The organism is Chelatococcus sp. HY11, assembly GCF_018398335.1.
Taxonomy (GTDB): Bacteria; Pseudomonadota; Alphaproteobacteria; order Rhizobiales; family Beijerinckiaceae; genus Chelatococcus.
On record NZ_JAHBRX010000002.1, the window covers coordinates 748,894 to 771,446 of the forward strand.

The 22,553-nt window shown below is 62.3% G+C and carries 15 protein-coding genes and 1 pseudogene; 1 reads left to right on the forward strand and 15 read right to left on the reverse strand.

Features of this window, described 5'->3' with window-relative positions; all coding sequences use genetic code 11:
* Positions 1 to 156: 156 nt before the first annotated feature.
* The 6 genes from KIO74_RS24405 to KIO74_RS24430 all read right to left on the reverse strand — a co-directional run bounded on the left by KIO74_RS24405 (position 157) and on the right by KIO74_RS24430 (position 7,984).
* Positions 157 to 1,464, reverse strand: a complete 1,308-nt coding sequence (locus KIO74_RS24405) for a TRAP transporter large permease (RefSeq protein WP_213337560.1) — start codon at positions 1,462 to 1,464, stop codon at positions 157 to 159.
* Complete coding sequence (locus tag KIO74_RS24410; protein ID WP_213337562.1) at positions 1,461 to 2,018, reverse strand: TRAP transporter small permease; 558 nt, start codon at positions 2,016 to 2,018, stop codon at positions 1,461 to 1,463. The genes KIO74_RS24405 and KIO74_RS24410 overlap by 4 nt, the downstream gene beginning before the upstream one ends.
* Complete coding sequence (locus KIO74_RS24415) at positions 2,015 to 3,667, reverse strand: hydantoinase B/oxoprolinase family protein (protein WP_213337563.1); 1,653 nt, start codon at positions 3,665 to 3,667, stop codon at positions 2,015 to 2,017. Before KIO74_RS24415 ends, KIO74_RS24410 begins: the two co-directional genes overlap by 4 nt.
* Positions 3,668 to 3,669: 2 nt before the next feature.
* Entirely contained in the window at positions 3,670 to 5,757 is a 2,088-nt protein-coding gene (locus KIO74_RS24420) for a hydantoinase/oxoprolinase family protein (protein ID WP_213337564.1), read from the reverse strand.
* The gene (locus KIO74_RS24425; protein ID WP_213337565.1) at positions 5,754 to 6,815 is read right to left on the reverse strand and encodes a threonine aldolase family protein; all 1,062 of its coding nucleotides are present in this window, start codon (positions 6,813 to 6,815) and stop codon (positions 5,754 to 5,756) included. Before KIO74_RS24425 ends, KIO74_RS24420 begins: the two co-directional genes overlap by 4 nt.
* 161 nt (positions 6,816 to 6,976) lie before the next feature.
* A complete protein-coding gene (locus KIO74_RS24430) occupies positions 6,977 to 7,984 on the reverse strand; it encodes a TRAP transporter substrate-binding protein (protein WP_213337566.1) in 1,008 nt (335 codons plus the stop codon).
* Between the two features lie 231 nt (positions 7,985 to 8,215).
* Here KIO74_RS24430 and KIO74_RS24435 point away from each other — a divergent pair, with 231 nt between their 5' ends.
* Positions 8,216 to 8,767, forward strand: a complete 552-nt coding sequence (locus tag KIO74_RS24435) for a winged helix DNA-binding protein (RefSeq protein WP_213337567.1) — start codon at positions 8,216 to 8,218, stop codon at positions 8,765 to 8,767.
* Between the two features lie 452 nt (positions 8,768 to 9,219).
* Here KIO74_RS24435 and glsA read toward each other — a convergent pair whose 3' ends face one another.
* The 9 genes and pseudogenes from glsA to KIO74_RS24480 all read right to left on the reverse strand — a co-directional run bounded on the left by glsA (position 9,220) and on the right by KIO74_RS24480 (position 22,545).
* Positions 9,220 to 10,158 (reverse strand): glutaminase A, encoded by a 939-nt coding sequence (glsA, locus tag KIO74_RS24440; RefSeq protein WP_213339203.1) that lies wholly within the window; start codon positions 10,156 to 10,158, stop codon positions 9,220 to 9,222.
* Between the two features lie 6 nt (positions 10,159 to 10,164).
* Positions 10,165 to 11,675: pseudogene (gene gadC, locus KIO74_RS24445) on the reverse strand (glutamine/gamma-aminobutyrate antiporter GadC); the annotation flags it as partial.
* A gap of 178 nt (positions 11,676 to 11,853) precedes the next feature.
* On the reverse strand, positions 11,854 to 13,263 hold the full coding sequence (gene gad / locus KIO74_RS24450; RefSeq protein WP_213337568.1) for a glutamate decarboxylase: 1,410 nt from the start codon (positions 13,261 to 13,263) through the stop codon (positions 11,854 to 11,856).
* 195 nt (positions 13,264 to 13,458) lie between these two features.
* A complete protein-coding gene (locus KIO74_RS24455) occupies positions 13,459 to 14,550 on the reverse strand; it encodes a helix-turn-helix transcriptional regulator (protein WP_213337570.1) in 1,092 nt (363 codons plus the stop codon).
* Between the two features lie 1,612 nt (positions 14,551 to 16,162).
* Positions 16,163 to 17,455 carry an NtaA/DmoA family FMN-dependent monooxygenase gene (locus KIO74_RS24460; RefSeq protein ID WP_213337572.1) on the reverse strand — a complete coding sequence of 431 codons (1,293 nt, stop codon included), beginning with the start codon at positions 17,453 to 17,455 and terminating at the stop codon, positions 16,163 to 16,165.
* Between the two features lie 12 nt (positions 17,456 to 17,467).
* A complete protein-coding gene (locus KIO74_RS24465) occupies positions 17,468 to 18,625 on the reverse strand; it encodes a M20 family metallopeptidase (RefSeq protein ID WP_249731464.1) in 1,158 nt (385 codons plus the stop codon).
* Positions 18,626 to 18,642: 17 nt separating this feature from the next.
* Positions 18,643 to 19,671, reverse strand: coding sequence for an ABC transporter ATP-binding protein (locus tag KIO74_RS24470; protein WP_213337574.1), 1,029 nt, complete (start codon positions 19,669 to 19,671; stop codon positions 18,643 to 18,645).
* On the reverse strand, positions 19,668 to 21,578 hold the full coding sequence (locus KIO74_RS24475; protein WP_213337576.1) for a dipeptide/oligopeptide/nickel ABC transporter permease/ATP-binding protein: 1,911 nt from the start codon (positions 21,576 to 21,578) through the stop codon (positions 19,668 to 19,670). Before KIO74_RS24475 ends, KIO74_RS24470 begins: the two co-directional genes overlap by 4 nt.
* A gap of 1 nt (position 21,579) precedes the next feature.
* On the reverse strand, positions 21,580 to 22,545 hold the full coding sequence (locus KIO74_RS24480) for an ABC transporter permease (RefSeq protein WP_213337578.1): 966 nt from the start codon (positions 22,543 to 22,545) through the stop codon (positions 21,580 to 21,582).
* Positions 22,546 to 22,553: the final 8 nt, after the last annotated feature.

Sequence of the window (22,553 nt, forward strand, 5' to 3'; positions counted from 1 at the left end):
CTTTCGAAGGAAGAATATCCCAGGACGCTCCGTCAACGCTGGGACCAGTGCATTTGCAACCTCGCTCGATTACACGCTGCATGGCAAGCGGATACCGACAGCACTTGACGGGCGCGATTCTCACGCATGAGCACCCGCGCAAGTTTGCTCCTCGTCTTATCGTCCGCGCATCTGGTCAGGGAGCCACAGCGCGAGCTCCGGCAGCAGATAGAGAAGGAAGCACAAGGCGCTGAGCATGATGGCATAGGGCAATGTCGCCTTCATGATGAGCCCGAGCTTTGCGTCGCGCGCCACCGATTGAACGGCGATGAGATTGAGGCCGATGGGTGGCGAGAGCTGTGCAAGCTCTGCCTGGATGACGAGGAACACGCCGAACCAGATGTCGTCGAAGCCCATGGCCTTGAGTGTCGGGTAGAGCACCGGCACCGTGAGCAGCATCATGGAGACGCCTTCGAGCATGGCGCCCAGAATGAGATAGAGCACAAACAGGAACGTGAAGAAGACGAAGGGTGACAATCCCATCTCGACGAGCGCCCTGGAGACGCCGACGCCGATGCCCGCATGAGTGACGGCCAACCCCAGGATCTGGCCGTTGATGATGATCAGCGAGAGCACGCAGGTGATCGAGATGCTGTTCACGCAGGCGCTGCGGATGGCAGCCACGTTGAGCCGGCGATAAAGCCCGGCGATCACGAAGGCGAGAAGACAACCGAACCCGGCCGCCTCGGTCGGCGTCATGATGCCACCATACATGCCGCCGATGATCGAAAGGATCAGCACCGAGATCGGCACGCAGTCAATAAGCGCGCGCCCGATGTCTCGGGGGGTGGCGGGTTCGCCGCGCGGCGGCACCCAGCCGGGATTGGCGCGCGCCTTGATCGCGACATAGACCATGAACATCACGACGGCGATGAGGCCGGGCACGATGGTCGCCACGAACAGCTCGACCGCCGACGCCTGCACGACCGAGGCGTAAATCAGCAGGAAGATGCTTGGCGGGATGAGGTTTCCCAGTGCGCCGCCGCCTGTCAGCGTGCCAAAGGTGAGGTGGTCGTTGTAGCCGCGTTTGCGCATCTGCGGGATCGCGACCGTGCCGATCGTCAGGGTGGTCGCGGTCGAGGAGCCACTGATCGCCGAGAACAACGCGCTGCCCAGGATATTGGACTGTGCGAGCCCGCCGGGCACACGGCCCATCAGCACACTGAGGCCGGAATAGAAGCGCTCGGCCGCGCCGCTCTTCAGCAGCACCTCGCCCATCAGGACGAAGAGCGGCACGGCGACAAGCGTGAAGGAATTGGTGGAATTCCAAACCACGTCACCGAGGCTCGGCCATAGCGTCGTACCATGCAGGAGCGTGAGCCCGACAATGCCCGTAAGGCCCATGGCCAGCGCCATCGGCACGCCGATCGAGATCATGATCCCGAGCAAGGCGACGTAAACGAGAAGGCTAGCCCCCCAGCTCATACCACGTCCCCCTCGCCCCAGGTGGCTGTGTCGTCCTCCTGCCGGCGTGGCGGCAGGCCGGAGAGGCGCCGAAGGATGTCCTCGAGATAGGCGAGCACCAGCATCAGGAAACCGACCGGCATGATCACTTGCGGCAGGTAGAGGGGCGTCTGCGAGGGCTGGATCGATTTCGTGCCGAACAGCCAGGACAGGTGGAATGTCTGCCAGCACGACCAGAGCAGGATAAGGCTCGTGCCGAGGCCGAGGACCCCCGCGACAACCCCCATCGCGCTGCGCAGACGCGGCAGCCTATCGATGATGAGTGTTATCGTCAGATAGCTGTCGGAACGCAGCAGGTGGATCGCGCCGAGGAGCACGAGCCAACTGTAGGCATAGCCGCCGTATTCATCGGCGATCAGTGTGGAGAAGCCGAGAAAATAGCGCCCCGCCACCTCGACATTGGTCAACACCAGGAGAGCCAGCAGGACAACGATCGCCAAGGCGATGGCGGCGCGCTCGAGCGGCCGTAGCACCGCGCCGAGCCCCACTGCGAGCCTTCGCAGGGCGCCGGTCACCGGGCCGTCTCCGCCAACGCGGCGAGGTTAAGGCCGTAGTCGCGCGACGCGCCCTCAGGCGTGACCTTGCCGTCCTCGATGTCGCGGAGCAAAGCGCCGGGCGGCCGATCGGCCGGATCGCCATAACCGCCACCGCCAGCCTCATGTGTCACAAGCATCTGGCCAGGCTCCAGGAGATAGCGGCCCTTCGGATGGACGGCGGTGCCGTCGATTTCGATGCGCCGGGCACGCCCCGGCTGGCCCCCGAGCACGCCCGCCGGCGGGAATTCGGTCCGGCCCGCAAGGCAGGAAATGGTCAAAGCCTCCGCGCCGTCGTTGACGAGTGCGATGCGTTGGCCAAGCCCGCCGCGAAACCGGCCAGCGCCGCCGCTGTCGGGGGCAAGGGCCTTGGAGAGGACCAGTGTGCCCGAGATCTCCTCCCACACCTCGACCGGCGTACCGGTCATGTTCGATGGGCTCGGGGTGGTATCCGCACCATCGATCCCCGCCAGCGCGCCAAAGCCGCCGGAGGCGAAGAAGATGCTCGACACCCCTTCCCCTTCGCGGTTCTTTCCCTGAACATTGATGACATTCAGCATGCCGCTGTCCGCCTGAACCTGCTCGGGCAAGGCAGATGCGAGCGCGCCGAACAACAACGGCTGCACGAAATGCCCGATGACATGCCGCCCGCCGGTCGGGCTAGGCGGAAGCGCATTGAGCAGACAGCCTGAGGGAGCCGATACGTGAATGGCCAGCGTCGACCCGGCATTGTTGGGAATGCGCGGCGTCGTCAGGCACTTGATCGCGTGGAAGGTCATGGCCCTCGTGTAGCAGAGCGGAACATTGATCGCCGCCTTGATCGAAGGTGAGGTGCCGGAGAAATCGACGTGAACCTCGTCGCCTTTGATGATGACCTCGGCCGAAAGCCGCAGGGCTTCGTCGGTTCCCTCCACCATGATCGCGTGCCGCCACGTGCCGTCCGGGAGGCGAGCGATCTGGGCGCGCAGACTGCGATCGGAAAATTCGATGATGGCGTTGGACAGCGGCTGGATGTCCTCTATCCCATATTCGTCCATCAGCTCGTTGATGCGCCTGCCACCCACGGTGGTGCTTGCGACATTGGCCATGATGTCGCCGAGCGTCTGCTCGGGCACCCTGACGTTGCATGCGATGATCTCGCGCAGGACCGGATCGACGACGCCATCGCGCACGAAGCGGACAGGGGGCAGCCGCAGCCCTTCCTCATAGATCTCGCGGCCAACGGCGGAGTAGCCGACGCCGCCGACATCCGGCAGATGCGAGATGCTCATGACATAGCCGATCAGGCGGCCACGCCGAAATATCGGCTGCATGACATTGATGTCGAACATGTGCCCCGTGCCGATCCAGGGATCATTGGTCATGATCACATCCCCGGGCTGCAGCATCTCGGGCGGGAAGACGCGCAAGAGATGCGCCAACGTCGCCTGCGCGGTGCCGGTGAAGGACGGCACGCTATAGGTGCCTTGCGTGAGCGCACGGCCCTCGGCGTCGAAGATCACGCAGGAGAGGTCGTAACTCTCGCGCACATTGGTCGAGAAGGACGAGCGCACCAGGGCGGTCACGACCTCGTCGGCGATGGAAACCAGCCTGTCCCAGAAGATGCCAAGCGTAATCGGGTCGTAGGTCATCCTCAGGCTCCGATGTCGATGATGAGATTGAGGGCGGGATCGACGCTCAGCCGGTCTCCAGGAGCCAGCACGCAGGTCGATTCACGCTCCTCGATCAGTGCCGGGCCTTCGATCTCCGTCCCGGGTACGAGGGCATACCGGTCATAGACGGCGTGCGGCACCATGGCTTCGGCGTCGGCCGACCAGGCCGGTCGATACCCCTTCAGTGCCGTTGCCGATGCCCGCTGAACCGACAGCCGATAATGCGTGCCGTCGCCAGGAGCAGGGCCGATTGCCTCGACCTTCCAATTGACGATTTCGGCTGGCTGCCCGGGAAAGGCCAAACCGAAGGTGCGGGCATAGACAACCGCGAAGGCCTGTTCCAGCGTCTCGGGTGTACAGGCGTCGAGCCCGGGGAGTTCCACTTCAACTTCGTAGCCCTGTCCACGATAGCGCATGTCGAGACGGACAATATGGCGGATCGCTTCGGCCGGCGCGCCGGCGGCCGTCAGCACGGCCGTCGTATCCTCCATCATCGCGGCCATTTCGGCGCGCAGGACGTCGAGCCCCGTTTCATCCAGTGGCAGCCGGCGGGCGCGCACGACTTCATAGGCCAGCGGGCTCGACAACAGGCCGAAGGCCGACATGACGCCGGAACCGTTAGGGCAGACCAGCCGTCGCACCCCCAGTTTGCGCGCCACACGCGCCCCGTGGAGCGGGCCGGAGCCGCCGAACGCCACCATGACGGATTTGCGCAGGTCCACGCCTTGCTCGGCGGCGTGGGTACGGAAAGCGCGCGCGACGCTCTCGCAGCCCACCTCGCGCACGCCAAAGGCCGCGCGCATCACCTCGACGCCCATCGGGCCGGCAAGGTTCGCGTCCATGGCGACGCGGGCCGCTTCGGGAACGAGCCTCATGCTGCCCCCCAGAAACGATCCGGCATCCAGATAGCCCAACAACAGATTGGCATCGGTGAGCGTGGCCCCGGCACCGCCACGGCCATAGCAGGCCGGGCCGGGCTCCGCGCCGGCGCTGACCGGTCCCACCGCGATCAGCCCGCGGTCGTCGACCTGCGCGATGCTGCCGCCGCCGACGCCGATCTCGATCATGTCGAGCACGGGAATCTTGACGGTGAGCCCACTGCCCTGGCGGAATTCGTGCACCCTCGCCACTTCAAGATCGTACCGCTTCAACGGCCGGCCATTGCGCACGAAGCAGCCCTTGGCCGTGGTTCCCCCCATGTCGAAGGACAGCACGCTGTCGAGCCCTAGGTCCGCCCCATGACGCGCCGACATCAGCGCCCCCGCCGCAGGGCCGGATTCCAGTAGACGGACAGGGTAACGCCGCGCCATCGCTGGCGTCAGCGTGCCTCCGCTGGAGCTCATGACGAGCAGCTTGCCCGCGAAACCGGCCTGCCGCAGACCACCCTCGAGCCGGTCGAGGTAGCGATCGACCACGGGCTGCACGTAGGCGTTGAGCGTCGTCGTGGTCCAGCGGCCAAGTTCGCGCACGAAGGGAAAGATGTCCGATGAGGTGGAGACGGCGAGCTGCGGAAAACGCGCGGTCACGAATTCCGCCGCCGCCGCCTCGTGACGGACATCGACATGGGAATGCAGGAAGCAGATCGCGACCGACCTGACACCATGTTCGTCGACCAGCCGGCTGAGGGCGTCATCAACGCCAACAAGGTCCAGCGCCTCCACTTCCGAGCCGTCATAGCGAAGGCGTCCCGGCACCTCGACACGCAGGGCACGCGGCACCACCGGCTTGGGAAATGCGATAGTAAGGTCGAACAGGTCGTAACGCCGTTCGGCACCGATATCGAGCAGGTCGCGAAAACCCTTCGTGACCAGCATCGCGGTGGACACTCCGCGCCGCTCGATCACCGCATTGGTGACCAGGGTGGTGCCGTGGACAATGGTGCCGATGTCGGCCGGGGACAGGCCAGCCTCGGCGGTGATCGCGCCGGTCCCCTCGATGACGGCCCGCGACGGATCGTCCGGCGTCGTCAGCCGCTTGTGGGTCCGGGCGACCCGTTCGTCATCGTTGAACAGCGTGAAATCGGTGAAAGTGCCGCCGATGTCCACGCCGATGCGGAAATGCTCACTCACTGTCTTGTCTCTGTTTCTCGAACGGAATGAAGGATGGAGCGGATCAGCGCCGCGGCACGGCGTATTCCGGCTTCGGTCAACCCTCTGTGGGTGACGAGACGCAGCACCTGCGGCTCGAGGCAAAGCGCCAGCACGCCTTCGTCGGCGAGCCGCCTGCGAAGCACCTCGGCAGCCCCCTCTGCGGCCAGGCGGATCATCACGATATTGGTGGCCGGCTCCGCGATTTCGGGGCCGCCGCCGCTCTCGCGCCACAGCAGGCTGGCAAGCGCGTGATCGCGGGCGATCGCCGGCCAGTCGTCCAACGCGGCGAGGGCCGGGGCGCAAAGTGTACCTGTTGGCCGCATGCCGCCGCCCAGTCGCTGGCGAACGGCGACCGCCTCCGCGATCAGTTCGCGGCTGCCCGCGAGCATCGCGCCGACCGGCGCGCCCAGGCCCTTGTTCAGGCTGATCGACACCGTGTCGAAGCCGGCGGCTATCTCGTCGGGGCGCAGGCCCAGCGCCACCGCCGCGTTGAAGAGCCGCGCGCCGTCGAGATGGGACCGCACGCCCCTGTCGCGTGCCATCTCGGCGATAGCCCGGGTTCGATCCGCCGGCAGCGGCAGCCCGCCCTGACGATTATGCGTGTTCTCGAGCCAGACCAGGGCCGGAACCGCGCGCGTCGTGTCCTCCGGCGCCATGGCCTTCGCCCACATCATCGGATCAAGCATCGCGCCGGTCAGCACGACGGGTTCCAGGCCCGCCAGCGAGGACGCGCCTCCCCCCTCGGATGTCAGCACATGGCATCCCTCGGGCACGAGCAGGAGGCCGCCGGGTCGCGCCGCGAGGATCGCAGCGCAGAGATTGGCCATCGTGCAGGTCGGGAAGAACAGGGCATCTTCCGTGCCGAGAAGCGAGGCGGTTCTCCGCTCCAGCGCGCTTTCGTCATCCCCGTCACGAAGCTCGAACTCGGGTGCTGCGGCAAGTGCCGCCCGCATGGCTTCGGAGACGGCAGAGGATGGCGGCGACAACAGGTCACTTCTGAGGTCAACGATCGCGGACGCGGATCCGGTGTCTGGCATGGGAAGATCTTCACATGACAAGGCAGGTCCCGTGGCAAGGCAGATCCCGTGGTGCGTGCGCGCAGGAAGCCATGCGGCGGCACCATCTTGTGGTGCAGACGGTTCCCAAAGGAGGGTAGGTCCGGCGCGCCGTGGACAGCGCCGGACGGCTCATGGCGTCGTTAGTTGGAGACGATACAGCCGGCGCGTGCCAGATCCAGAAGCTTCTTGCCCGTCTCGCCGTGCTTCCCGGCCCATTCGTTCCACATGGGAAGCATCTTCTCGCGAACACGGGCATAGTCTTCGGCGGACGGGTCAACGAGCTTGACGCCGTTCGCGGTAAGATTGGATCGCGCCTCGGCATCACCCTTGACGGCCATCTCCATATATTTCGGCTCCCACTCGGCAGTCTTGCGCAGTAATATCGTACGCAGATCTTCCGGCAGCTTCGCCAGTTCGGCCTTGTTGATCATCGTGACCTGGTGGCCCATGGCGAAGTTGGCCATAAGCCCGGTCTTGATGATCTCATAGGCCCGCCATTCATTCGCCGAGAGCGCCGAGGTAATGGCGCCGTCGATGACCTTGCGCTCGAGCGCCGGGATCACTTCCGCCGAGGAGATCGACACCGGAGATCCGGCGAGCAGCTGGACCATGTTGACCTGCTCGGGGTTCCACGTGCGTATCTTGAGGCCCTTGAATTCCGAGGATTGGGTGACCGGACGGTTGAACCAGAAATTCTGCGCCGGCATCGTCCAGTTCATCGCCACGTCGACCTTGAACCTGTCGCCGATGACCTGATCGACGACCGGACCGACATCGACGATCGCCTTCTTGAAGGCGTCGAAGGACGTACAGAGGAATGGCAGCGACAGGACGTTCAGCTCCGGCACATCACCGGACGCGAAGCCCACCGCCATGTCGCCCATCTGGACCTGGTTGGTCGCGACAGCCCGTAGGACATCGGGCGCCTTGTAGGGCAACTCGCCGGCGGCAAAGACATTGATCTTCAGGCGGCCATTCGTTGCCGCGCCAACATCCTCGGCAAACTGGCGGGTCAATTTCACCGCATTGTCATTGACCGGGAAATAGCTGAAGTAGCGCCACTCCACCTTGTCCTGCGCCATCGCTGTCGCGCTGACGCCGACGAAGGAGCACACGGTGCACAGCAGGCTGAAAGCCAATCTTTTCATGTCGTTTTCCCCTCGTGATTGGGAAAAGCTTAGCCATGGCACCTGGGAGGGGCAAACTCGCAGATTGCCCGATAATTTGCTCATCGATCTGGTGCTTGACGCCATGCCACATGCGTGAATCGCGGCTCTTTACAGCCGTTCCGACTTTGAGCGACCTTGGACGCGGGGTCAGGCCACCCGCCAGCATGCGGTGGTGGCGCCTTGTAGAGTTAACGACCGAGGAAATTATCGATGAGCGTTGGCAGTGAGCCTGATCGTGGGAGCGACAACATCAGCAGCACCGAGCTCAGTGAGTTTGAGTTCACGATGATCACCTTCTTCTACGGTTTTTCCCGCTGGGTGGAGATGTGCATGAACTCGGCCGATGTGCGGGGCTTGAAAGCGCTGGATATCCTGGTGATGCATGCCACGCATTCGCGGGCGCGTGGCTTCTCGCCGAATGAAATCGCCGCGACGCTCAACATCGACGACGTGCATCTGGTGGCCTATTCGATCAAAAAGCTGCTGGCCGCCGGCCTGGTCATGCCCGTGCGCGACGGGCGCCATCAGGGTTATGTGCCGACAGAAGCCGGCGAAGCGGCATGCCGGGGTTACCTGAAGATTCGCGAGGAGTATTTGCTCGCCAGTCTGCGCCATCTCCGACAGGATCGCGCCGAGATCAACCATGCGGGCAGGATCTTGCGCCTCCTGACAGGGCTTTACGACCAGGCCGGGCGGTTTGCAGTGGGAGATGCCGCCAGCCGTCGCCAGATCCCCCCGCCACCCGTGCGCACCAAGCGCTGACACATTGGCGAGACATGCAGATTCTAGGGCCGGCGAGGAAATGCGCGAGCTGTGGGCGATCGGCTCCGACAATGAGCGTACACCTCCCTCTCTGCAACTCCGCATCAACGACGTTCACATCCACGCCTCGCGAAACATCTATGGTGGTTGGCCTATCCCATTCAGCAGACGCTTCGCCGCACCCATGTCTTCTAATGCTTGAACCGCCTTGTTGAATTCACCCCTCAGGGAATCATCAAGCAGAAATACTTTGTAAGTAGAATGCGGCAGAAACACTGAGCGGCAAGGATTATGGCCAGAGAGCCTATGCTTTACTTTGAAACTGGAGCGCGCGCTCGCGACCGCGATGGGTGACGCCGGCTTTACAGCGGAACCATCGAGAACAGCGAGACACCGCGCGCTCCAATCAGTGGACAGGTGTCGGACAAAGGAGACGAAATCGCGCTGCCGGGCTAAGCGGGCCGAAAGAGGCTGGGCCCGAGTTGCTCGACGAGCTTTGACACCGCGAATTGGCCGCGCACGCTGTTGCCGACAGCGTCAAGCGGAGGAGAGAACGCGGCGATCCCGTACCTGCCGGGCATGACGGCCAGGATGCCACCACCGACGCCACTCTTTCCCGGAAGCCCGACCGTGTAAGCCCAATCGCCGGAGGCGGTATAGAGGCCTTCCATCATCATTTCCGCGAGGATGGGCGGCACATTCGCTGCCTTGATCACCCGCTCGCCGCTGAGCGGATTGACCCCACCGGCGGCCAGCGTCCCACCCATAATGGCGAGGTCCACCGCCGTGATGAGCGTGGAGCACTGTCGTGTATACACATCGACAGCATCCATCGGCTCCGAATACATGGCCCCCGCGCTCTGCATCAGCCACGCCAGGGCGCGGTTGTGAAAATTCGTCGACTGCTCGGAAGCATTGACTTCCGTGCTCATCGACAAAGAGCGTCCCGCGAATGCACTCTGGATACCGAGGATCTTCTGGTAGCGATCCTCCTTATCCTTCGCCGTGATAAGGCTTGTCGTTGCGATCGCGCCCGCATTGACGAGGGGGCTCAATGGCCGATCACCATGCAATTCCAGAGCGATCACCGAATTGAAGGCCTCGCCAGTCGGATCGGCGCCAATCTTCTCCCGAAAGACTTTGGTGCCGACCTCCTCCATGGCCAATGCCATGGTGAAAACCTTCGAGATGGACTCGATAGCGAATTCGAACTTCGCATCGCCAGCGGTGAAAACCTCCCCGCTGGCCGTGACCAGAGCCAATCCAAACAGATTCGACGGAACGGAAGCAAGATACGGTATGTAACTCGCATTTGCGCCGCCTGTCATCGCCTTGCTATCCGCATAGGCCTGCGAAACAGCCTTCCCCAAAAGGTCCTTGTCGATCGCCATCGTCATCCCCTTTTCCTCTCCTGAACCTGGCTGATAGCCTGCGCCTCCCAGGAAAAGGGGGCGAAGTCCGGATCGGCCCCCTTCCACGACGGCTTCCGCACGGCGTAGATGACACTCGGAATGGCGAAGAAGAGCACCGCGAGGGCGATGAGCAGTCCGACATACAACTCGGGGCTGCCAACGCTGATCTGGCTCGGTGGAATGAAGCTGAAGACAAAAGCGGTGAGAGCAGCGAGGAAGCCGACGCCACCGACGATCCACATTCCGACGTTTCCACCGGGCAGCTTGTACGGGCGCGGGCGTTCCGGCTGGCTATAGCGCAAGTGGATCGCCGCCGAGAACATGCACAGATACGCAGACAGATACAGAATGTTTGCGAGCTGGTTGAGGATTTGATAAGCCGCCTGCACTGAGGGCAGGACCACGAACAAGATGGAGAGCAACGTGACCAGTATCGCCTGCAGTAGCAGAATGAACGTCGCCTGCCCGTTCTTGTTGGTCGTCTGCCAAAGCTTTGGAAGGTAACCAGCCTTCGCCACCGCGAGAAGACCAGTTGAGGGGCCCACGACCCACGTCGTCACACAGGCAAAGACACCGATCGCCAGCATAACAGCGACGATCGAGGATGCCCAAGGTATTCCAGCCCATGCGAAGAGGTCGTGATAGGCGGTCAGGATCGCCTGGGTCAGGTTGATCTGCTTATGCGGCACGACGAAGGCGATCGCGAGCGTTGCCAGCACCAAGATGAGGACCGTGCCCACAGCCGCGATCATGATAGCGATCGGGTAATTGCGCGTGGGATTGCTGACTTCCTTGACGTGGACAGCATTCATCTCCATGCCGGCGTACATCAGGAAAATGCTGGCCGCCAATACGACGTTGCTGAAGTTGGAAAAGTCCGGGACCACATCCCCCCAGGACATGACCACCTGAGGCGCTGGGCCGAATAGCAGGTAGAGGAACCCAAGGACGATCAGAACAGTCGCCGGAATGAAGACGCCGATTACGCCGCCCCATTTCGCCACGGCAGAGAATGCGGCAGCGCCGCGCAGGCCGATGAATGTTGCGATCCAGTACACCGCAAGGACAAGCGCGAGCACGAAGAATTTGTTACTCGCAAGGGTCGATGCCACCTGCTCGTTTGGATCGACGTATGCGATCGATACGGCTCCGAAAGTCAGCGCTGTCGGGAAGAATACGCAGACCTCCACGAAAAGAACCATCATGATCGTGAACGCCAAGCGCCCGCCGAAGGCTTCGCCAACCCAGCGGAACATACCACCTTTCTCAGGCCATCCCGTCGCCAGCTCGGCGGCAATGAGGGAAACCGGCACGAGAAAAAGGATCGCCGCCAGCAAATAGTAAAAAATGGAGCTCAGCCCGTACTCGGCCTCCGAGGGTAGGCCGTTGAGTGTCACAACGGCGGTAATATTCAGAAGTGCCAGGCCAAAAATGGAGATTTTTGCCGCCTCGAGCTTTTGTCCGGATTGCGCGGGAGCTGATCCCGCTTTTGAGATAGCGTCAGTTGTTGCCAATTTACCCTCCAACCACTCAGCAAAGACGAACGAAATCGTTCCGCCACGAGGCTTTCGTGGCGGCCCATAGTCCGATTTGCCAACTTTCGCGCCGCCGTTGCCCTCATCTCAGCCCGATGAGTGAGCCAAGGCGGAGAGCACGGGGCGCGCAGGGGCTCAGTTAATTGTGATTGAAGCCGCTGGCTTCTTCTTCCGTCAGCGGCTTCACCACCGGATGCTTGACGAAGAAGTCCAACGCGCGGCGCATGTCGTCGAGCAGCAGCGACCCGAGATCGCGGCTGACGCCGTGCCGTACAAGGATACGCTGAATCACGAGATCTTCCCGCTTGGCCGGCAGCGAATAGGCCGGAACCTGCCAGCCACGGCTGCGGAGACGATCGGCGAAGTCATATAGCGTATAGCCGCCAATACCGTCAGCGTCCTTCAGCTTCCAGCAAAGGGCGGGAATGCCGGCGGACTTGTCACCGTTGAAGAGAACCTCGAACGGCCCCATCGCCGCGATTTCACGGGCAAGGTACTCGGCAGTCGCGTAGCAGGCGTTCTGGATCTTCGCGTAACCTTCACGCCCAAGACGGATGAAGTTGTAGTACTGCGAAATGACCTGCCCACCAGGGCGGGAAAAGTTAAGCGCGAAGTCCGGCATGTTGCCGCCGAGGTAGTTCACGTTGAACACGAGATCCTCGGGAAGGTCGCCTCTCTCGCGCCAGACCACCCAACCCACGCCGAGGGGCGAAAGGCCGAACTTGTGCCCGGAGGTGTTGATGGACTTCACGCGTGGCAGCCGGAAGTCCCAGACGAGATCCGGCGCGCAAAATGGCGCAAGGAAGCCGCCTGACGCGCCATCGACATGGATCGGAATGTCCAGCCCGGTATCCGCCTGCAACTTGTCAAGCGCGTCGCTGACCGCCTTCACCGGCTCGAACTGACAGGTGAACGTGACGCCCATGGTTGGCACCACCCCGATCGTGTTCTCGTCAACACGCTTCAGGACCTCCTCAGTATTCATGATGAGGCGGTCGCCCTCAAGGGGGATTTCGCGCAGCTCGACATCAAAGTAGCGGGCAAACTTGTGCCAGCAGATCTGCACGGGGCCACAGATGAGATTGGGTTTGTCGGCAGGCTTGCCAGCGGCAAGCCGCTTCTTCCGCCACTGCCATTTGAGCGCGAGGCCCCCGAGCATCGCCGCCTCAGACGAGCCGACAGTGGAGCAGCCTAACGTGCCGGTCGGATCGGGCGCGTTCCACAGATCGGCAACCATCGCGACGCAGCGCCTCTCGATCTCCGCCGTTTGGGGATACTCGTCCTTGTCGATCATGTTCTTGTCGATCGACAGCGCCATCAGGTCGCGAATCTCGTCGTCGACCCAGGTCTGGCAGAACGTCGCGAGGTTCTGCCGGGAATTGCCGTCGAGCATCAGCTCATCGCGAACCGCTGCGAAGACGTGTTGAGGCTCCCGCGCGATGGCCGGAAAACCTGATTTAGGAAGACGCAACGACAAATCCTCAGACGAGTAAATATCGTCCAGAAGTTCGCTGCGGGTCTCTAAGTTTGAATTCTCTTGTGCCACCATTCTGCCCCAAAGTTGATGGATTGATACCAGCTACGTGATGTATATCTTTTTCATCATTGGAAACGGTTTCGTCGCACGTCCGTCTCCGATGATCGCACCTGTCGCTGAAGACCTAAGCTCGCCACACCGGCACTTGGCTGCGAGTATTTCAGACTCGTACAAGCGGACGAGATCGATATTTATTTAATCTCTACTTTATTTCTTGCGATCAGATCCATGGCGCCCCAGATCTTGCATCTGGGCGACAAGCTCCGATTGGCGATGGACGCCCACTTTTGTAAAAATCTGGCTCAGGACGAAACGAGCTGTGCCCTCGGTCAGCTCCAATTCCTTTGCCGCCTCCTTCACCGTTCGACCGCTCACCAACAGCGACGCCAGCCGAGCTTCGCCGGTCGAGAGGCCATAGATACTGCGAATGACGGTCGGATCGATCCCACGGTTGCGGCGGAGTGGCTGGGCTAGCATCAAGACACTGTTCTTCGCCTCCACAAATCCCAGCTTGTCAGCGGTCGCCCCAACGAGAGGTGATGTCCAAACCGCGATCCGTTCCTTTCCGTCCCTGTCACCAATCGCGATTGGATGGGGAGCATCATTTGCTAGGGTTTGAATTTTCCGCGCGGCCGCGAAAATAGAGGAAAAAGCACGAGCGTCTTCATCCCGCACCGGCGTCAGGTGCCCCTTCTCGTAATGGAAAAAATTCCCGATGAGGGCTTCCGCCGCGTGGTTCAGCTTCACGGGCCGCTGATCGCCATCAAAGACGATCATAGCGGAATCGACAGCGTTGAATATCTCCGAGTAGGTACGGTTCTCAGCTTCGTTCCTGACTAGTTTCGACGTGACGCGAAGCGCTTGCTCCACGTGCCGCGCGACCAGCAAATGCGTTTTCAACTCGTTCTTCTTGAATGGTCCTTTCTTCATTTCCCTATGCGAGACGAGACAGGTCGGGTTGCCAAGATCCGAATAGATGATGGCAACCATCTGCCTCCCTAGGTCAAATCTGCGCAGAAACTCCGTGTAGAAGGGGTTGGTCCTCATCTCGCGCGATGTAACGATATCGAGATCGCGATAGACGTCGCCCACGCGGAAGCCTGCTTCCATATGGCCTTCCAGCCATGGGTTGTGCTGCGACCACCCCTCCGTCACATAGGCTTGCAACGCCTCGCCCACACACGCTGAGTAGGCTGGAAAGGTCCAGCCATCCTTTCCTTTCGCATACAGAACCGCGCCTGTGGATCCCGAGAGACGCGCCGTAGCATCAAGGGCCGCACCCCACTGGTCCTCACTCAAGGTCGCATCATAGATGCAACTGATGACATCATTTAAACTTCCGGGAGACAATTCTGTACCTCAAATCATTGGGGGATTCGCTTATCAGCGATCCACTCTCTCTGATCAAGGACTAGGACTTCCCGCGACACAAGCTAACGATAGGTTATTGGTTCTCGTGATTGACGCCGACGCTGCTCCGGTGAGGATGCTGCGCACGCCGAGTATGTCAACACATTCTGTACCAACGTTAGACATTCTCGAATCGACCTTCGACACTCGGCACTCTCCTCACGACGCAATCGTGGCCCGCTAGTTGGGCTCGTGGTATTCTAGTCATGCACTCAGCGCTGTATATCTATCATTTGATATATATCCTCCCACCGACTGAGGCTTTCGCCCGCGGACCGGTTCGTAAGACGCGGGCCGGCGTGAACACATGGACTACGAATTTCCAGGTTAGCCAAACAGAAGGGGTAGTACGCTCCGTAATCCGAAAGCAACAAAGCGATCCATCTCAAACGGAACGTGACGAGGCATTGACTGGCGCGATCGTCGGAGATCAGCTCGCTGCGGACCACCGCGATGATGTAACGCAAATCCCTTTTGCAGCAGGAATGCAGACCTTCCGTGAGCCCAACAGAAAACCGATCGATGAATAGCGACATCGAAGGGCTTGCCAGCGGACATTTCAGCAGGAATTTCCAAGATCCACCGTCCTTACTCAATCCACACAGGTCCGCTATGGGCGTATTGCTGTCGAGACACCCCCCACGATCGGCAAATCCCTTCCTCCCATGCGACACGGGGGCGATCGCGTCGTCTGGGCAGCGGACTGGCCGCGCGTCAACATGAATGGGCGGGTCATGCCAAATGGTGACCTTTCGATCTCCTCGCCGAGTGGGTGCCGGACGAGGCGGACGGGCGTCGTGTTCTCGTCGACAATGCAGAGGCGCTTTACGGGAACTGACCGGCGTTGCCTATAAGCTGCCAGCCCAGCGAACCGAAGCATGGGGCCCTCGCCGGCACCGCCTGCGGCCCCGCGTGTGGACGCCATCCAGGCTGAAAAGCATCCGACCTTTCAGAGACATCAGCCCAAAAAAGCGGTGTCCCGACAGGTTGGGAAAAGGATTCTGGTGTTTCGCGGAGCGATCCTTTTCCGCTTGATCCTGCCCGTAGTTCGGAATTTCCGATCGCGTGCGCATGAGCACATGCGGATTTTGCGAGGAAGAGGATAATCCGCGCAATCGAAACCTGGAGCGGCATTGCCAGCTCCCGGGTTCGTCAACGGAGGAGTCAATGTTTACGTCGAAGGTCGTCCCGGTCGCTTTGTCAGCGCAGCATGTTGAGGAAGCTGAGGCCCGTTGTGCCCGCCAGCGCGCTTTCATCCGGGAACTGCAGGCGAGCGGCCAGCCGACTGCAACGGCCGAGGAGATTTTACGGAGCATGCAGAGCTGCCTCGCGCGCGTTCGCGAAGCCGTTGCGGGGCAAGCCCTTCAGAAAACGATTTGAGCTGCCCCGCAGCCCCTGCATTCTGAAGATCGGGTTCGTTTCACATCCGGGCTCATAGCGGCGCCAAGCCAGCTTTGCCCCGACGACACGCAAAAAGAAGCGCACGCGGGTTCGCCACCCATCAAGCGCCTGCTGGAAACAGGTTTTCCTTGAGCGTCGCCCCCGCGTAGTCGCGGCGCGAGATACCTTTGTCCTGCATGATGGGGATCAGGCGTGTCGCCACCTCGGTCAGGTAATCATAGTCCTGCAGCATGCCGCGAAAATGGAAGCCATCCGCGCCAGTCTCGTCGGCTATTTCATCGATCGTATCGGCGACCTGTTCATAGCTTCCGCAGATCTCATGGGTCTCCTGCAGGGCTTCATGCAAAGCGAACTGACGCAAGGTCACCGCCTCCCCCATACCCTGCATCTGCTGGAGCTTGCCGATGATGGCCTGCACCGGCAGGTCGGGCGGGATGGGTTTGTCGAGATCGAAATGTGACATGTCGTGGCCAAGCGTCAGCGACACATAGGCGAGGCCTCGCTCCAGGTTGGCGCGTTCGTGGTGCAGGCGCCGCTTCTCGCGTGCGATGCCTTCCGTCTCGCCAATGATCGGCTTGATGGCAAAGAAGATCTTCATGGACTTCGGGTCACGGCCCGCCGCAACGAGCTGTTCGCGAATCCGCACGACATACTTGCGCATGTCCGCCACGTTGTTCTTGTGCGCGATGACCACATCGCCCTGTTCAATAGCAAAACGTTGCCCACGCGGTGATGTGCCCGCGACGATCACCAAGGGTTCTTTTTGCGGTGACGAGGTTACGTTCAACGGGCCCCGGCACTTGTAGAACGCGCCGGCATGGTCGACCGGGCGCACCTTGGCGGGATCGGCGAAGATGCCCTCCCTGCGGTTCTCGACGATCGCGTCGGGTTGCCAGCTGTTCCAAAGCTTTCGCACGAGATCCATGTATTCGTCCGCCATGTCGTAGCGGCGATCATGTTCGATCAGCTGGTCCTCTCCGAAATTGCGGGCTGCGTCGTCACTGGCGCCGGTCACGACATTCCAGCCAATGCGTCCGCCGCTCAGGTGATCGAGGGTTCCCAACAGACGCGCGAGAAGATAGGGCGGATAGAAGGTCGTCGACAAGGTCGCCGCCAGGCCGATCCTTGATGTCACCGCTGCCATCATCGCCATGGTCGGCACAGGGTCGTGGCTGATCATGAAGCCGTTCTTGACGTACCAATCGGTGCTGTCGCCATAGGTCGTCGGCACCGCGACTGAATCGGCAAAGAGAATCATGTCGAACTTGGCGCGTTCGCACATCCGCGCCACATCGAGATAGAGATCCGGCTTGCGCCAGTCATAGATCGCACCCGAGGGCCTGTTCCAGTTGTTCGGGCTGTTGGGGCCAAACCAGGCAAGATGGATCTTCATGGCGCTGATCCTTCATTCGAGCGATTGGAGAACGCGCAGGAGCAGGTTGCCGCGCGGGCGAATGCTATCCAGCTCGATGTATTCGTTATGGGTATGCAGGCCAGCCCCACAGGGACCGAGGCCGTCGAGAACTGGGACGTAGGCGACACAGAACTGCCCGTCCGAACCACCCGATCCCTCGCCGTCCGGCAGATCCTCAAGCGTGAAGCCGAGGTCAGCCGCGAGACGGGCTGCCTTGTCGAACAGCACGCTGATGTCCTGACGATCCGTCTTGCGGTAGGGCGCTCGGTTAAGGCCGCCGGTCACCCGCACCGTGGTATCGGGGAATTGCGGCTTGAGGGAAAGGATGCGCTCCGTCATTTCGCGGGCGGTGTCGTCGCTCGGAACGCGCAGGTCGATTGAGGCGCTGGCGAATTCCGGCACGACGTTTCCAGCGGTTCCGCCTTCGATCTGCCCGACATTGACGGTGATGCCGCGCGTGTAATCCGTCATCGCCTCCAGGGCCAGCACCTGCGCCGCGAGTTCCCGGATGGCGCTGCGGCCGTTGGCATGGGCGTTGCCGGAGTGCGAGGGGCGACCTTGCACTTCGATGCGAAAACGACCGACACCCTTGCGGGCGGTGACGATCTTTCCGCCGTCACGCGCCGGCTCCAGAACCAGCGCGTAGCGGGATTGCCGCGCCAGATCTTCGATCAAGGCCCGCGATGTCTCGCTGCCGACCTCCTCATCGGACACATAGATGATCGCGATCGGAAGAGGCGTCCTGCGTTCGGCCTCGATCAGCCGGCGCAGCGCCATGAGCGCCATGTAGCCGCCGGATTTCATGTCCTGGATGCCGGGGCCATAGGCACGCCCCTCGACCTCGCGGATCGGATTGAGAGCGAGACTGCCGATCGGGTGGACCGTATCGAGGTGGCAGACGAGGAGAATGCCGGGGCTGTCCGGATCGCCCCAGGGCGCGCGAGCCAAGAGGTGGTCGCCACGACCGCCCGTCCCCGGATAGCGGATTGTCGGCACACCGATGGCCGTGAAATCGGCTGCGGCCTTGTCGACCATGCGATTGACCGCTTCCGCGCTCGACGTGGGGCTGTCGATGGCGACCCAAGCGTTGAGGCCTGCCATGAAATCTTCCACCGGGCCGAAATCCACGAAGGGATATGCGACATCCATTGCCTCTTCCTTGCTTTTCAGGCCGTTGTTACGAGCGACGTCAGGCCGCGCTCGACGACATCGGCGGCAAAATGGCACGCGGCCTTATGGTTCGCCGCAAGCTTCACCATCGGCGGCGGCGTCGTCCGGCAGAGATCTCGCGCCATCGGACAGCGCGTATGAAAACGGCAGCCCGTGGGGGCTTTGTCCGCGGTCAGCGCATCGCCTTTGAGAGCGATACGCTTGCGCTGTTGGCCGCCGTGGTGCTCCGGCACCGCCGCGATCAGGAGCCGCGTATAGGGATGACCGGCGGCCTGCACCAGCGCCTCCGTGGGACCCTCCTCGACAAGGGCCCCGAGATACATGACGGCGATCCTGTCGGACATGTAGCGTGCAACGGCCAGATCGTGCGTGATGTAGAGATAGGACACCTTGAGCCGCTGCTGCAGCGCCAGCATGAGGTTCATGACCCCGGAGCGCACGGATACATCGAGCATGCTCACCGGCTCGTCCGCAACCACGATGCGGGGTTCCAGGATAAGCGCCCGGGCGATGGCGACGCGCTGGAGCTGCCCGCCCGACAGATCGGCCGGATAGCGATCGGCAAAGGCCTCGGCAGGCCGCAGTTCCACGGCGGACAGCATCTCCAGGACACGGGCCTGACGCACACGCGCCGGAAGATGGTTGTGCAGGTCGAGAGGTTCTCTCAGCGACTGCCCGATCGTGAAGCGGGGATCGAGCGCCTCATAGGGGTTCTGGAAGATCATCTGGACATCGCGACGGTAGCGTTTCAGCGCGGGCCCCGCGATGTCAGTCACGTCTTTGCCATCGTAAACGACGGCGCCGTGCGTCGGCCGCTCCTGCAAGGTCACGATCCGTCCCGTCGTGGTCTTGCCGGAACCGCTTTCGCCGACCACGGCGATGGTTTCGCCCTCGCCAAGCCGGAGGCTGACATGATCGACGGCAACCACACGCTCGGTCTGCCGGCCGGTGAGGAGCGACATCAGCCCCGCGTTGCCGTCGTAGATCATCTGCAGATCGACGAGTTCCAGCAGAGGCGATGTCATCGCACAGACTCCCTGCGTGGTTCATGCGCGAACTGGCCGGCGTAATGGCATTCGGCGCGGTGCTTCGCGTCCAGACGGATATCGGGCGGCATCTCGGTCCGGCAGATTTCGCCAGCGTGGATGCATCGTGGTGCGAAACGGCAGCCCTTGCCGTTTGCGGGGCGCTGCGATCCATCGCCGGGCAGGCTCGTCAACGGGCGCTTGGGGCCGGCGAGACTGGGCAGGGATTCGATCAGCGCGCGGGTGTAGGGATGCGCCGGGTTCTGGAAGATGACCTCTGTCGGCGCCAGCTCGACGATCCGGCCCGCATACATGACCGCGACCGTGTCGCATGTCTCGGCAACGGCGCCCATGTCGTGCGAGACGAGGATGAGCGACAGATTCATGCGCCGGCGCAGACGGTCGATCTCGGCGAGGATCTGGTCTTGAATGATCATGTCGAGCGCGGTGGTCGGCTCGTCGGCGATCACCAGATCCGGCTCGTGGATCAGGCTGAGCGCGATCATGGCGCGCTGGCGCATCCCGCCCGACAGCTCATGGGGATAGGCATCCATGCGCTTGCGAGGGATGCCGATCAGGTCGAAGACCTCGGCAATGCGCCGGTCGGCGTCCGCCCGGGTCGCGCCGGGTCGATGCAGCAGGAATGCGTCGCGCATCTGCTTGCGGACCGTCGTGACCGGATTGAGCGCGTTCATCGCGCTCTGGAAGATGGTAGCAAGGCGCACCCAGCGCAGCGCCTGGATGCGCGCGCGGCCGCGTTCGCCGACCGGATGCCCCTGGGCCAGGATGGCGCGCCCATCGAAGCGCACCGTTCCATCAATGATCTGGGCGTTGTTCGGGAGGGTCTGCAGCAATGCACTGCCGAGGCTGCTCTTGCCACAGCCGCTCTCCCCGACGATGCCGAGGCTGCCGCCACGTGGCAGATCGAAGGATACGCCATCGACGGCGACCGTCTGCCCGCCGTTCGCGTGATAAGCCATGCGCAGATCCCGCACGGTGAGGATGACCGGGCCGCCGGGGGCTTCGTCATCCGCAGGCGGTGCGGCGAGCCGCCGTTTCGCCGGCGCGCCGCCGCGCGAGCGCAATTGCGGATTCATCGCGTAGTTGAGGCCGTCGCCCAAGAGGTTGAGGCTCGCGACCAGGATCAGCATGGCCGCGCCCGGCGCGATCGACATCCAGGGCGCGAGCCGCAACTGGCGCTGTCCCTCGAAGATCATGCGCCCCCAACTGACGGTATTCTGATCGCCGAGGCCAAGGAAGCTCAATCCCGCTTCGGTGAGAATGGCGAGACCCATGAGGAGGGTCGCGTCGGTCACCAGGGGTGCAAGTCCGTTTGGAATGACATGGCGGAACAGCACCTGCATGTTGGAAGCGCCCGCCGCCAGCGCGGCTTGCACATAGACCCGGGATTTTATGGAGAGCACCTGCGACCGGATGATGCGCGCCGATCGAGGCCATGTGGTGAGCGCGATCGCGACCATCGTCAGGACAAGGTTGGACCCGAACAGGGCAACGATCAGCAGGATCAGGAAGAACGTCGGTATCAGCAGGAAGACGTCGAAGACGCGGCTGAGGAGCGCATCGACCCAGCCGCCGTAGTAGCCGGCGAGCGAGCCCACGATGATGCCGAGCAATACGGACAGGGCCGCCGACCCGATGGCCACCACCAGGGCGACCCGCGTTCCCCAAATGACGCGGGAGAATAGATCGCGGCCATAATTGTCGGTTCCGAACCAGTGCTCGGCACTTGGCGGGAGATAGGGCTTGCCGCCCATCGCGTTCGGGTCGGGCAAACCGAGGAACGGTGTCACCAGCGCGAGCCCGACCGCCGCGACGACGATGCTCAGGCTGATCGCACTCGCCGGGCTCGACATCAGGTTGCGAAGGAAGCGAAGGGACTGAGCCATGCTACAGCTTCACCCGCGGGTCGAGCGCCGCATACAGAACGTCCGTCACAAGCGATGCGATCATCACCGTGAAGGACATGATGATGAAGGCTCCCATGATGATGGGCGTGTCCCGGGCAAGGATCGCCTCGTAGATCAGGCGCCCGAGCCCGGGCCAGGAGAAGACGGTCTCCGTCAGCACGGCGCCGGTGAGCAGCACACCGATCTCCAGGCCCAGCACCGTGATGATCGGCAGCAGGGCGTTGCGCAGGCCGAATTTCATCAGGATCTGGGGCTCGCTGAAGCCGATTGCGCGCCCGGTCGTCACATAGCTCTCGGCGAGCACGTCCGCGACAGACGCGCGCGCGAGGCGCACGTATTGCCCGAGCCAGACCGTGGCAAGCGCCAGCACCGGCAGCACCATATGCCAGACGATGTCCATGACCCGGCCGATGCCCTCGCGTGGCCCGCCCACGGTGACCATTCCCGTCGAGGGAAACCAGCGCAGCTTCACCGCGAACAGCAGGATCAGCATAAGGCCCAGCCAGAAAACCGGGATGCTGAAGAGGGAGATGGAGAGGCTCGTGACGCTGGTGTCGAGGGCCGATCCCGGGCGTCGCGCGACAAAGGCGCCGATTGCCGTGCCGAGGATGGCGGCAAGCACGAGGCTCGTCCCCGCGAGCAGAAGGGTCGCGGGAACCCGCTCCAGGATGACATCGAGAACGGGCTCGCGCGTGCGATAGGACAGGCCGAGGTCACCGGAGGCAATCTGCATCAGATAATTCAGCAGTTGCTGAGGCAGCGGCAGGTCGAGGCCATAACGCTCGCGCACCGCCGCCATATATTCCGGGTTTGCATCTTCGCCCGCGAGGATGATCGAGACGTCGCCGGGAGCGAGATGGATCAGCGCAAAGTTGATAATGATGATGACGAAAGCGACAGGCAACACCTGCGCCAGACGAAATAGAATATATCGTTGCAGCCGCATTCGTCACC